Origin of the sequence: Rothia mucilaginosa (assembly GCF_964210535.1) — a bacterium.
GTDB classification, from domain to species: Bacteria; Actinomycetota; Actinomycetes; order Actinomycetales; family Micrococcaceae; genus Rothia; species Rothia mucilaginosa_F.
Genome location: NZ_CAXOMR010000024.1, coordinates 1 through 12,674, shown reverse-complemented (window position 1 = coordinate 12,674; position 12,674 = coordinate 1). Strand labels below are relative to the sequence as shown.

10 protein-coding genes are annotated in these 12,674 nt (G+C 60.7%); 7 read left to right on the top strand and 3 right to left on the bottom strand.

The window, feature by feature from the left end:
- Positions 1 to 8: 8 nt before the first annotated feature.
- The 3 genes from AB8C10_RS07710 to secA all read left to right on the top strand — a co-directional run bounded on the left by AB8C10_RS07710 (position 9) and on the right by secA (position 4,762).
- Positions 9 to 917: a ComF family protein gene (locus AB8C10_RS07710; RefSeq protein WP_368867385.1), complete on the top strand. Its 909-nt coding sequence runs from the start codon at positions 9 to 11 to the stop codon at positions 915 to 917.
- A gap of 209 nt (positions 918 to 1,126) precedes the next feature.
- A complete protein-coding gene (gene hpf, locus AB8C10_RS07705) occupies positions 1,127 to 1,768 on the top strand; it encodes a ribosome hibernation-promoting factor, HPF/YfiA family (RefSeq protein WP_012903212.1) in 642 nt (213 codons plus the stop codon).
- Between the two features lie 378 nt (positions 1,769 to 2,146).
- Positions 2,147 to 4,762, top strand: a complete 2,616-nt coding sequence (secA, locus tag AB8C10_RS07700) for a preprotein translocase subunit SecA (RefSeq protein ID WP_368867384.1) — start codon at positions 2,147 to 2,149, stop codon at positions 4,760 to 4,762.
- Positions 4,763 to 4,886: 124 nt separating this feature from the next.
- Here the strand turns inward: secA and AB8C10_RS07695 are convergent, their stop codons facing one another.
- Both AB8C10_RS07695 and AB8C10_RS07690 read right to left on the bottom strand, forming a co-directional pair.
- Positions 4,887 to 5,564 (bottom strand): Rv3235 family protein, encoded by a 678-nt coding sequence (locus AB8C10_RS07695; RefSeq protein WP_049342198.1) that lies wholly within the window; start codon positions 5,562 to 5,564, stop codon positions 4,887 to 4,889.
- 94 nt (positions 5,565 to 5,658) lie between these two features.
- A complete protein-coding gene (locus tag AB8C10_RS07690) occupies positions 5,659 to 6,684 on the bottom strand; it encodes a LysM peptidoglycan-binding domain-containing protein (RefSeq protein WP_314066379.1) in 1,026 nt (341 codons plus the stop codon).
- A gap of 209 nt (positions 6,685 to 6,893) precedes the next feature.
- On the opposite strand from AB8C10_RS07690, the gene AB8C10_RS07685 reads away from it, so the two are divergent.
- Positions 6,894 to 7,562, top strand: coding sequence for a histidine kinase (locus AB8C10_RS07685; RefSeq protein ID WP_314066382.1), 669 nt, complete (start codon positions 6,894 to 6,896; stop codon positions 7,560 to 7,562).
- A 183-nt stretch (positions 7,563 to 7,745) separates the two neighbouring features.
- On the opposite strand, the gene AB8C10_RS07680 is transcribed toward AB8C10_RS07685, so the two are convergent.
- Positions 7,746 to 7,979, bottom strand: a complete 234-nt coding sequence (locus tag AB8C10_RS07680; RefSeq protein ID WP_044150292.1) for a helix-turn-helix domain-containing protein — start codon at positions 7,977 to 7,979, stop codon at positions 7,746 to 7,748.
- Between the two features lie 362 nt (positions 7,980 to 8,341).
- Here AB8C10_RS07680 and AB8C10_RS07675 point away from each other — a divergent pair, with 362 nt between their 5' ends.
- From AB8C10_RS07675 to AB8C10_RS07665, 3 genes are all read left to right on the top strand, one after another.
- Positions 8,342 to 9,034, top strand: coding sequence for an SAF domain-containing protein (locus tag AB8C10_RS07675; protein ID WP_368867383.1), 693 nt, complete (start codon positions 8,342 to 8,344; stop codon positions 9,032 to 9,034).
- Entirely contained in the window at positions 9,031 to 10,692 is a 1,662-nt protein-coding gene (locus tag AB8C10_RS07670) for a CpaE family protein (RefSeq protein ID WP_368867382.1), read from the top strand. The genes AB8C10_RS07675 and AB8C10_RS07670 overlap by 4 nt, the downstream gene beginning before the upstream one ends.
- A gap of 324 nt (positions 10,693 to 11,016) precedes the next feature.
- Entirely contained in the window at positions 11,017 to 12,591 is a 1,575-nt protein-coding gene (locus AB8C10_RS07665; protein WP_296544901.1) for a sensor histidine kinase, read from the top strand.
- Positions 12,592 to 12,674: the final 83 nt, after the last annotated feature.

The following is a 12,674-nucleotide window of genomic DNA, read 5'->3' as shown; positions in this document are numbered from 1 at the left end:
TGCTTTCGGTGAGTTCAGTACAGCGTGGTTTGAACGATTCCGTGAATGGGTCCTGGAGCAAGTCTCTGGCCGGGCTTGCGGGCGCTCTCAAAAGCGCCGGCGGGTCTTTGGGTGAGGTGCTGATGCCGCGTACCTGCCCGTGCTGTGCGGTGCCGGTGGCGTACGGTGCCGGCTCACCGCTGTGTGAAAGCTGCCTGCCGCAGCTGCATTCGGCGTTGGCGCGTGTGGAGCGAGTGCAGGTTCTGCAACCTCTTGATGGCGCGGTGGTTCCTGAAGTGCGTGCGGCATCCCGTTATGAGGGGATCATGCCGCGTGCCCTGTTGGCGTTGAAGAATGCGGGCCGTACCGACCTGCTGCCCCTGTTGGGAGAGGGTTTGGCGCGTAGCGTGTATGAGCTTCTTCGGGCGCATCGGGTTGAGCTTCAGAGCGTACCGGGGTCTTCTATCTCTTCTGTGGGCACCTCCGCCGCACCGGTTGAGGTTCTGCTGATTCCGGCGCCGTCCTCTGCCCAGAGCGTGCGCCGCCGCGGCTATGCGCCGGCGAATCTTTTGGTGCAGGAGGCGGTGCGTCAGCTTAATAAGCGTCTGCCCGCCTCGGTGCGGGTGCGCGCTGTGGACGTTATCGGGTACGCTCCTCGCAGGCGGCGGGGGAGCGGCGCTTCCATTATTTCTGATACGATTTCCGGTGCGCAGAACGAGCAGAAGGGCCTGGGCGCTGTGGGTCGTGCCGAACGCATGCACGGTGCTTTGCGCGTCATGGAACCCGCCCTGTGCGCGGGGCGGCTCAGCGTTATTTGTGATGATGTGGTGACTACCGGTGCGACTGCCTCCGAGATGGTGCGCGTGCTGCAGGAATCAGGTTCGCGGGTGCTGGGCGTGTGCGCTGTGGCGGCGGTACCGAAAAAAGCTCAGATATAGCGTTTCCTGCAGTTAGTTGCAAGAGATACACGATTTTTAGCTGTTAAAGTTCACAGACCGACGAATAGCTATTATTTGGGCTAAATATTTGTCATATCTAGTGATATAAACCATGTTTCGTACTAGAATAAATACAAGGGAACGGCATTGGAGTCGAACCCCCGTACCGGGTCCAACCGGACGCGGTATAAGCCCCCAACCTGGAGGGAATGATCGTGGAAGTCAACATCTACGGCCGCAATATCAAGGTCACCGAACGCCTGGAAGAATACGTGAACGACAAGGTTCAGAAGTTCGCGCAGCTCGGCGATAACGTGAAGGACATCGACGTCAAGTTCAGCAAGGACGGTCACCTGGGTGGCGAGTCCATCCGCGTTGAGATTACCGTTGTTGGTACCGGCCCTGTCCTCCGTTCCGAAGCCCAGGGTCACGACAAGTTCGCGGTCTTCGATGAAACCTACGGCAAGCTCCTGGAGCGTCTGCGCCGTGCACGTGACCGCCGCAAGCTGCACAAGCGCGGTGGCAAGCACCCCGTCTCCGTGGCGGACGCTACCGGCTCGATTCCCGTGGTTACCGAAGCAATTACCGAGATTCTGCTGCCGGATGTTCCGGTTGAAGAAGCAGCATTCGACAACAGCGAGGTCACCCTCGCCGACGAAGCCGCATCTCCCATCGAGATTCGCCACAAGAGCTTCAAGGGTGAGCGTCTGACTCCCGCAGAAGCTGTTGACCGTATGGAACTGGTCGGCCACGACTTCTACCTGTACATTGACAGCGAGACCGGCGCGCCGGCTGCGGCATACCGCCGTAAGGGTTGGAGCTACGGCATCATTACTCTGGACAACGAGTAAAACTAACGTACCTGCTGACTGCTGAGGCGTAAGCCCCCTGGGGCCTATAGCACTGGGGTCTACAGCTCAGCAAGCAGGCTCAAGACCCGGGCGGTCTGGGAACACACACCGTGTTTCTCCAGGCCCCCGGGTTTTTCTTTGCCCTCCACACATCTGTTTCTTTAGACGTTCCTTCAGCCGGATGGAGCGGCTCTGCCTCAAGCGGAAGGTGAAAGATTCGAGTGTCACCAAATGTCACCTCGTGGGCGCACAGCGTAAAAAAGAGCTCGGACGGGCGAATTAGGCGGCTCTGCCATACAATATGTAGGAAGGCCTCACCGCGCGCACTTTCGCGCGCCCTTGGTGAGGGTACCGAAACAAACAAGGAGTAGAAGCTCAGTGGCATCTTTCTTGGAGAAAATCCTCCGAACCGGCGATAAGAGGGTTCTGCGACAGCTCGAAGCGTACACTAAGGCGGTGAACTCGCTCGAGGACAGCTTCGCATCGATGACCGATGAGGAACTGCGAGCAGAGACCGACAAGTTCCGCGAGCGCGTCAAGGACGGCGAATCCCTCGATATTCTGCTGCCGGAGGCCTTCGCGGTGGTTCGCGAAGCGTCCAAGCGCACCCTGGGCAAGCGCCACTACGACGTGCAGCTCATGGGTGGCGCTGCACTGCACCTGGGCAACATTGCCGAAATGAAGACCGGTGAGGGTAAGACCCTCGTCGCCACCCTGCCCGCATACCTGAACGCCCTGAGCGGCAAGGGTGTGCACATTGTGACCGTGAACGACTACCTGGCTGAGTACCAGGCGAACCTCATGGGTCGCGTGTTCCGATTCCTCGGCATGGAGTGCGGTGTGATTCTGTCCTCCATGGAGCCGGACGAGCGTCGTAAGCAGTACGCCGCAGACATCACCTACGGCACGAACAACGAGTTCGGCTTCGACTACCTGCGCGACAACATGGCGTGGACCGTGGAGGAGCAGGTTCAGCGCGGCCACAACTTCGCCATTATCGATGAGGTGGACTCCATCCTGATCGATGAGGCACGTACCCCTCTGATCATTTCCGGCCCCGCAGCCGGTGAGGCGAACCGCTGGTACGCAGAGTTCGCGCGCATTGCCGCAACCCTGCTCAAGCGCGGTGAAGACTACGAAGTAGACGAGAAGAAGCGCACCGTCGGCATCCTCGAATCCGGCATTGATAAGGTGGAAGACCACCTGGGTGTGAAGAACCTCTACGAATCCAAGAACACCCCGCTCATTGGCTTCCTGAACAACTCCATCAAGGCGAAGGAGCTGTTCACCAACAACAAGGACTACGTGGTCATTGACGGCGAGGTCCTGATTGTTGACGAGCACACCGGTCGTATTCTGCCGGGCCGCCGCTACAACGACGGCATCCACCAGGCGATTGAGGCGAAGGAAGGCGTCGAAATCAAGCCTGAGAACCAGACCATGGCGACCGTGACCCTGCAGAACTACTTCCGCATGTACGACAAGCTGTCCGGTATGACCGGTACCGCGGAAACCGAAGCGGCAGAGTTCATGAACACCTACGAGCTTGGTGTGGTGCCCATCCCCACCAACAAGGGTGTGCAGCGCATCGACAACCCCGATAAGGTGTACCGCGACGAAATCGCCAAGTTTAAGGCGGTCGTCAAGGACATTAAGGAACGCCACGAGAAGGGCCAGCCGATTCTGGTCGGTACCGCAAGCGTGGAGAACTCCGAATACCTTTCTCGCCAGCTGGCGAAGGCAGGCGTGCGCCACGAGGTGCTGAACGCAAAGAACAACGAGCGTGAGGCTGCTATTGTTGCGCAGGCGGGCCGTAAGGGTGCCGTCACCGTGGCAACCAACATGGCTGGTCGCGGTACCGACATCATGCTCGGCGGTAACCCCGAATTTGAGGCCGTCGAGAAGATGCGTGAGCTCGGCCTGGACCCGAACACCAACTCCGAAGAGTACGAGGCACGCTGGCCCGAGGTTCTGAAGGCCTGCGAAGACGCCGCTAAAGAAGAGCATGATGAAGTCACCAAGCTCGGTGGCCTGTACGTGCTCGGCACTGAGCGTCACGAGTCCCGCCGTATCGACAACCAGCTGCGCGGTCGTTCCGGCCGCCAGGGTGACCCGGGCGAGTCCCGCTTCTACCTGTCGCTGACCGACGAACTGATGCGCCTGTTCAACACCGGCATGGCGACCCGCCTCATGGCGGCAGCCCCCGAGGACTCCGCACTGGACTCCAAGATCGTTAGCCGCGCTATCGCTACCGCACAGGCAAACGTTGAGGGCCGTAACGCTGAGCAGCGTAAGAACGTGCTCAAGTATGACGACGTGCTCAACCGCCAGCGTGAAGCGATTTACAAGGACCGCGGTCGCATCCTGCACGGTGACGACCTGAAGGAACAGATTTCCGGCTTCGTGGACGAGGTGCTGACCACCATCATTGACGCCCGCGTCTCTGAAGGCCACGCCGAGGACTGGGACTTCGACGAGCTCTGGAGCGCCCTCAAGCAGGTGTACCCCATCTCCATCACCGTGGACGACCTGGCAGAGGACGCCGGCGACCGCACCAAGATCACTCGCGACCAGATCGTGAAGGAAGTTTTGGCGGACGCACACCTCATCTACGAGGAGCGTGAAAAGAGCGTCGGCGAAGAGAGCATGCGCGAAATTGAACGCCGCGTCATGCTGTCCGTCATTGGTGAGCGCTGGCCCGAGCACCTGTACGAGATGGAATACCTCAAGGAAGGTATCGGTCTGCGTGCAATGGCTCAGCGTGACCCGCTGGTCGAGTACCAGCGTGAAGGCTACGACATGTACCAGTCGATGCTCGGTGCGGTCCGTGAAGAGACCGTGACCTACCTGTTCAACCTGGACCTGTCCAAGCAGCGTACTCAGGCTTCTGCCGTGCGCCTGGCTGAGCCTTCGCGCCCGAAGTTCCTGCAGTACTCCGCCCCCGATGAGGACGGTCACGAGCAGGTTCACGTTGAGCGCACCAAGGAGAGCTAGCCTCGGTGTAAACCCGGCGTAAACCCGAAAACGCTATAGACGCAACAGAGAGGGTGCGAATCCAATACCGGATTCGCACCCTCTCTGTTTGTCTGTGTGTTTTGTAGGGGAAGCCGGGGAAGCCTTAGTCTTCGTCCAAGCGGCTCTGCGGCTGCTCGATGGAGGTAATCAGCCACATGCCGTGAATCAGCCGCATCTGCATGGTCACCACGCGAACCTTATCCGCACAACGCAATAGCGCCACCGCCTCGTAAAGCTCCTCGTGCACCTTCTGCGCTCGCACCCGCAGCAGAACCGGCGGAAGAGTCAACAGCATCTCCTTGCGCACCTGACGCGGATTTTTGGGGAAGAACGGTAGCAGACGGTGGAAACAATCTGCTGACACCCACTGCGCCAGCTGCTGACGCGAACGACGAGCCGACATGATCTCCAGGTAAGCAATCGCCACACCCGCGCAACGACCCTCCAACTGGCGAGCCAATGCATCCGCAGGACGCAGCGGGCGGCCCCTCTTCACTACCTTCGGGCGTTGCGCCGAATGCTGCTCATAACGCGGCAGCGGCAACAGCGAATAGACCGACGCGCTGTTCCGCCTCTGCACCAGAGCCATCGTGCCCTGCCCCTGCTCCGGTAGCGGAGCGACCTGCTCGGCACTCGCGGGCTGGGGCACCGACTGAGCCACCGGCTGGGAGGTGCGAGCCGCCTGACGCTTTGAATACGGGCTGGCAGGCTGGTTGTCGCGGGAGGCAGGCTGATGCGGCGGGGTCCACGGGGAACGGGGGAGAAGGTTGGAGAAGCTCATGACGGCTCCTTTCGGTGCAGGGGTATGTGAGGTGAGTCGAGCGAACGAAAGACTGTTGGGATGAGGCGGAATGGGGTGGAAGACGCGGGTGAGGTTAGTGAACGGGCTGTTCGGGGATCTGTAGAACCTGCCCCTCGTAGAGCAGCTCGGCGTTCTGACCCAGAGCGTCCTTATTCGCCTCGTAAATATCGAGAGTGTAGTCGTAAATGGTGGAGGCGTCGGTGCCTTCACCCAACTGCTCGGCGGCAATAGACCAGAGCGTATCGCCCGCCTGGACCGTGTAGGAGTAGGTGCCCGCCTCAGCGCGGGGTGGGGAGAAGAACGGGCTGCGATCCTGCAGCGAGCCTGCCGCCTCCGTGGGCTGAGGAGCCAGCGGAATATCGGGAATCTCTGCAGAGAGGGTCAGGGGAGCGGAGGCGGCTTCCGGGGTGATGCTGTCCGTGGTGGTACTGGCGGGCTCCGCATCTGAGACGGTGGCTGGGCTGACCTCTGCAGTCGCGGTACCCATTGAATCTGTGGTTATGACCGCCGAAATGGTCGTTTGCGGCATGCCCTCCGTGCCGTTTACCCCGGCGTTGCTGGGCGTAACCACCGTAGCCTGCGCGGGAGCCAAGACCGCGCCCACTCCAAGAGCCGTGCCGCCAAGCGTCAGAACGATGCGGCGCATAAAACGCGGACGGAAAAACGCCGGAACCTTCAGCACCGCGCGGTCAGCGTTGTGGCTCGAAACGCGCAAAGACCAAGCGTAGAAGAGAGCGTAGATAAAACTGATGAACCACCAGGCGGTAATGAGGGCTGCTACCGCACCAGCGCAGAGCAGCGAAGCATCTGTCAGCGGGTGTGCCGAGGGGATGCGGTGCAGGTTCACGCTCAACGCGCCCAAGACCGCCGCGGAAAGCAGAGGAGGGGCGATGAAGAGCAACGCGTCCTGGTAGCTTGCCTTAGCGCCGGGCCCGATTGCAGAGCCGGTGCCGGACGCAGAGCCGCCGCCAGCGGCTACCTCTGCACTGACAGTACGAGGCGCGGCTACGGAGTGTGAGACTGCGGAGTGTGAGGCGAAGGTGGCAGGGCGTGAAGCGAAGGCTGCGGGGGCTGATCCCGGGGTGGAAAATTGGTCCACGATGACCTCCAAATTGTATGTTTGATAGCTTTTGGTGTTGTTTCATTTATACAGGAAGACGTGCCAAAAATGAAGCAAAACGTATCAAAATGCATAAAAAACATATAATTTGGTGGAATTTGCTTCAAAAATTAAGCTCAAGAAGCATCATTCGGCCAGAAAAACGCCCCGGTTCGTATCCGCACCCGCTACTCGGGTAGGGTCATAGTATGAGCATGGAAAAGTTCCTACGAGACATTGAGGCGCGCCTCGCCTCCGAACGCGCCTGGGATATGGAACAGGACGCCCGCCAAGTCGCCCGCGTCCAGTACTCCACCATCACCCTCGACGACCGCCTCCTCGCGCAGGTCGGCGGCCCCATCCGCATCTGCGCCACCGACATGCAAACCTACGAAGGCAAACTCGAAATGGTTGGCGAAGAATGGGTCAGCATCGAAGCGCGCGGCGAGAACATCATCATCCCCCTGCGCGGAATGCTCTGGTGGGAAGGTGGCATCGCGCCTGGGCGCGCCGATATTCGCCCCGAACGCTACCGCATGAAAATTCAGCTCGCCCTCCGCTCCCTCGCCATGGCGCGCGAACCCGTCCGCCTCTCCCTCGAGGGTGGCACCGTCAGCTACGACGGCGTGATCGAGCGAGTCGGTGCCGACTTCCTTGAACTGCGCCTGCTCAACGGCGGCCAGTACCCGCGCATCTATGAACGCGACCAGTACGCGCGTGCAGCCTACAGGGCGCAGGGAACCTATGGTCAGGGTGGTTATGGGCAGGCTGGTTACGGTCAGGGTGCCTCCGGCTACTCCCGTGCACCTCGCGGCGCCGGCGTGCGCACCATTCCGCTGGCTCGCGTCAGCGCGGTGATTGCCCGCATTTCACGCTAAAAATATGCGACAAATAGCGGGTGATGCCGTCGGAAAGGGCCTTAGTGTAATGTCCTACCCGACAAGCATAAACACCCGCATCAAAGCATAAATACATACAAAAAGGTCCGCCCCTCTCATGCGAGAGGAGCGGACCTTTCTGAAACCACTCGAGCGTTACGCCCGCGAGGTGCATGTCGAATACTACTCAGCCTTAGCCTTTGCAGTGAGCTTGCCGGAAGCAATTGCCTCCAGAGTCTGCTCGTGGCGCTCGGTAATGTACTCTTCAAAACGAGAGCGTTCAATACGCCACTGGTTACGCCCACCAATCTGGATGGCGGGAAGTTCGCCGCTACGCACCAGAGCACGTACCTGCGAAAGCGAAACCTGCAGCTCCTCGGCAACGTCGCTCAGAGTGAGGAAACGAGGTGCAGTCATCGAATTGTTCCTTTCCGTGAGTGAAATCCTGGGCCCCTTAGCCACCGTTAGTGGCCTTTTACATAGAGTCCATACAGAACATCTATTGAGTACTTTCAGTATATGCCATCACCGTGAAATTTGCTCACAAAAAGCCTTATATGAGCTGAAAAGTTATCTAATCACCCCTTCAAAAGGGGCAAGACTCAAAAATATTTCATAAACACGACTCTTGTTGAGAGAGAGTACTAAATGAAATATGCTGTTAGGGTTAGTGTCAGAACCAACCAAAGCACTAACGAACACACACCACTCGCTCATCGGTCAGTTGAACAACACCCGGAATCACCGCCGGCTTCCGCACCGAAAGGCACAACCACATCATGCGCATACGACAGAACGCGACGAAGCGTTCCACCCTCACCGAGCCCCACGCCAAACGCCTCAAAAGGCCCACCGTCAAGGACTGGCGATTCATCCTCGGTGTGCTGCTCGTGCTCGTCTCCATCACCGGCGTGCAGCTCTACGTGCAGGCAAACAACAGCAAAACCGAGTACTACACCGCCAAAAGCGAGATCCGCCTCGGTGAGAAGATCACCGAAGACAAACTAGCCCGAGTCGAAGCGAACATCGACTCCGCCAAGGACAAGTACTTCACCCGCGCCGACGCCGCCCAGATGAACGGCAAAATCGCGATTCAGCGCATCCCCGCCGGCAACCTCATCAGCAAGGAATCCGTAGGCACCGAAACCTCCCCGGGCCGCCGCCTCGCAACCGTCAGCATTGACCGCACCGCAGCCTCCGCACTGAAGGCGGGCGAGCGCGTGGACGTGTGGACCTCCGGCCCGCGCAACCCCGACTCTAAGAGCGATAACCGCACCGAAAACGGCGCCCGCGCCATCGTCACCAACGCAGAAATCGTCGCCGTAACGGTCGACGAGGGCGTGCTCGGCGCCAACGGCAAGGCAACCGTGCAGCTGTGGGTCAAGGAAGAAGCCCTCGCCGCCCTCGTCAAGGAAAGCAATAGCGACTCCAAGATCAGCCTCATCCCCGGCACCTACGGGGAGGGTCAGTGAACATCCCCGTCATCCTCTACGGCGATGACGGCTCGCTCCTGAACCGCATCGAATCCCAGCGCGGCCGCGTCTCCGTGGCGCGCACCGTGCAGGACTTCAGCGAAGCCGTCGGCATGGCGCACACCGGCATCGCCCGCGTGCTGCTCTGCGTGCACGTGCCCGCAGAAATGAGCGCCTCCACTGTGGATGCGCTCGCCGCCTCCGAAGTGCTCCTGGCGGTTATCGCCCCGGACAACCTGCCCCTGCCCACGCAGGCACACCGCATCCGCCCCGAAGCTACCCTCGAAGAGATTCTGGGCTCGCTCGAACAGGCGGTGGATGCGGCGCTCGCCCGACCCGCCGTAGGCTACGGCATTCCCTCGCAGACCCCGAACCAGGTGCCCGCGCCGCCCGTTGCGCACCGCCCGGAGGCTGCCTACGGGCAGGATGCCGGGTACGGCTACGATGCAGGCTACGGCTACGACAGCGGTTACGGTTACGATAACGGCGCAACTGGCTATGGGGCGGGCGGCTACGGCTACGACCCCGCCGCGGGTACTGCTGTAAACGCCGGCGCGCCCTACGGCGCCGACTACGGAAGCTACGGAATCGACCCCGCAGCACCGGCCGCCCCGGCACCCGGTGCGCCTGAGCCGGCGGAAGCCTCCTCGACCGCCCCCAGCAATGAGGAATCCGTGCTCAGTCAGGCCGCCGCCATCGTCGATTCTTTCGCACCCGGCAGCGACTACGCCCTGCACCTGCAGAACGAAAACAACGACGGCACCCTGCCGCAGCACCCGGACATCAACCAGGATCCCGCCGCACCCTCCCGTTACCAGCCGGGCCACCGCCTCGGCAAGATCGTGACCGTCTGGGGTACCCACGGCGCGCCCGGTCGAAGCACCATTGCCTTCAACCTCGCAGCCCTCGCGGCACAGCAGGGGCAACAGGTCTGCCTCATCGACGCGGATACGTACGCGCCCAGCCTGGATGCGCTTATGGCTCTCGAGGACACCGGATCCGGCTTGGCGATTCTCTGCTCGGACGCCGACCGCGCCCAGCTCGACGAGAAAAAAGCCGGCGCCATCATGGAGCGTGTGCCCCTCAAAAACGGCACCTTCGACTTCTTGAGCGGCATCACCTCCTCCTCGCGTTGGCCGGAGGTTCGCGCCCGCGCTTTCGCGGAGGTCCTCGAATGGCTCAAGCACCGATACGACCTGGTCATTTGCGATGTTGCCGCACCCATTGAGGTGGACGAGGAGCTGACCTTTGACGGCCCGGCGCCGCGCCGTAACGCCGCGACCCTCACCGCGCTCGCCTATTCCGACCGCGTGATTGCGCTCGGTGAAGCGGACGTTATCGGGCTGCCGCGTCTGATTAACCTCGCCCGCGAGGTGCAGTCGCGCCCGGACCTGTTCGCACCCCAAACGGATGTGCAGTACTGGCTCAACCGCAGCCGCCGCGAAGCCGCCGGATTCAACCCGGAGGCGAAGATGCGCGATAACTGGGCACGCTACCTGTCGGTGCCGCTCACCGGCGTGATTCCGTACGAGCGTAAGGTCATGGACCGTCTGCGCCGCAATGGTGAAGCGCTGCTGGAGGTGGCGCCCCGCCACGCGGTCGTGCAGTCCTTCGAAGCGATGCTCGAGGGCATGTACGCGGTACGCCCCGGCGCTTAACTTCAGTTCCGGCGCGTAAATCAGTCAGCTAAAACTAGCGCTTGCTAAAGGCCCGGCTTATCGGTATTCCTCTCGGAACGAGGAGCGTCGATAGGCCGGGTTTTCTGCATCTTCACCCGGGGCCAAGGCAGGGTCGTGGTGCGAATGTCTCACTATCAAACTGAGGGGTGCATCTCATCTCTCTGCGTCATATTTGGGAATAAAAGCGTGCTTCAAGAAATGCTCTGTAAACTATTCCACGTATTGTCGTTTGAATGGGACTCACGACGACCAAACCCGTAAAATGGTTGAATCTACCCGAACTCATGGGAAGCACACAAACATATGTCTTTTGCAGAAGGAATTATGAGCGCCTGCGACTTCGGTCCTGGCGACACTGAACGCGTTCACCTCATCATGGGTGAATGGCAGGTCATCTCTGACATCGCCCAGAGTGACCTGGTTCTATGGTTCCCCACCGACTACGTTGTTGCCGACGGCAGCTCCCCGGATGCCGTATCTGGCCCCAGCGAAACCAGTACTTTCCGTGCCTTCGCGCACGTGCGCCCCTCCAACGTCCGAACTCTCTTCCACCACGACATCATTGAGCAGGAAATGGAAGACGGAATCCGCGACGAGGCATACCGCGTCTGGATTGACCAGAACATCAGCACCTACACCGACGAAGGAAGCGGTGAAGGTGTTGGTGCCCGCCCGCGCGTACACGTAACCTTCGTGCCCATCGTGCGTAACAACCGCACCATTGCACTACTGACCAGCCACAAGATTGCCACCCCCAACGGCTACCCCTCCATCAGTGACGAGGTCTACGAATTTGCCGCCGACACCATGCTTTCCATGGTGCACTCCGGCCTGTGGCCCGACCCCCTCGCCCAGGGAAACAACACCCAGGGCAACCCCCGCGTAATTGACGGCATTATTGTGCTCGACCGCGCCGGCCGCGTGGTCGTTGCGTCCCCGAACGCGAACTCCATGTACAACCGCATGGGGCTGAGCGGTTACCTCGAAAAGCGGAACCTCGCCGACGTCACCCGCGCTATGCTTCCTGCCGGCGAACAGGCAGACGAAACCCTGCAGCTCGTCCTTGCCGGACGCAGCGACCTGCGCACCGAACTGGTCATCGCCCGCGCCCGCGTCACGATGCGTTCCATCCCGCTGCTGGCGCAGAGGCGTGCCCGCATCGAGCGTGAGGGCGCCGTGATTCTCTGCCGTGACGTGACCGAGTTGCGCCGCCGCGAGTTGGAGCTCATGACCAAGGATGCGACCATTCGCGAAATTCACCACCGTGTGAAGAACAACCTGCAGACTGTGTCCGCTCTGCTGCGCCTGCAGTCGCGCCGCATGACCACGGACGAGGCTCGTCAGGGCCTTGAGCAGGCGATGCGCCGCGTGGCAACCATTGCGACCGTGCACGAGGCGCTCTCGCAGGGTCTGACTCAGAATGTTGACTTTGACGAGCTGATTGAGCGTCAGTTCCACTTGGCAGCTGAGCTGGCGTCGCCCGGCCAGCACGTGTCCACTAAGCTGATTGGCTCCTTCGGTTCTTTGCCGAGCCAGTTCGCTACCCCTCTGGCGCTGGTCATTAACGAGGTCGTCGCGAACGCTGTGGAGCACGGCCTAGACGGCGAGACCGGCACCGTGACCCTCGAAGGTATTCGCGGCACCAATGATGAGGGCGAGAACATCCTCACCGTCGTAATTACCGATGACGGTAAGGGTATGGGCGATAAGAAGATTGAAGAGTCCGGCCCGAACGCCTACCGCCCGGTGACCGGCAAGGAAGGCCTGGGCATGCAGATTGTGCGTACCCTGGTGGCGAGCGAGCTGAACGGCTCGATTCGCTGGGAGGCTAATGAGCCGAAGGGTACCCGCGTGGTCATTACCGCGGTGCTCGTCTAGCCGCCTTCTTACATGACATGTAGAACTGCCGCCGCTTCCGACAGGGGAGCGGCGGCAGTTTCGTATCTGCCCTGTATATGGCA

What these genes read in the sequence shown, in the direction of transcription:
- hpf (WP_012903212.1), top strand. Translation starts at nt 1,127, where the DNA reads ATGATCGTGGAAGTCAACATCTACGGCCGCAATATCAAGGTCACCGAA.
- AB8C10_RS07695 (WP_049342198.1), bottom strand. Translation starts at nt 5,564, where the DNA reads ATGAGCTTCTCCAACCTTCTCCCCCGTTCCCCGTGGACCCCGCCGCAT.
- AB8C10_RS07685 (WP_314066382.1), top strand. Translation starts at nt 6,894, where the DNA reads ATGAGCATGGAAAAGTTCCTACGAGACATTGAGGCGCGCCTCGCCTCC.
- AB8C10_RS07665 (WP_296544901.1), top strand. Translation starts at nt 11,017, where the DNA reads ATGTCTTTTGCAGAAGGAATTATGAGCGCCTGCGACTTCGGTCCTGGC.
- AB8C10_RS07680 (WP_044150292.1), bottom strand. Translation starts at nt 7,979, where the DNA reads ATGACTGCACCTCGTTTCCTCACTCTGAGCGACGTTGCCGAGGAGCTG.
- AB8C10_RS07675 (WP_368867383.1), top strand. Translation starts at nt 8,342, where the DNA reads ATGCGCATACGACAGAACGCGACGAAGCGTTCCACCCTCACCGAGCCC.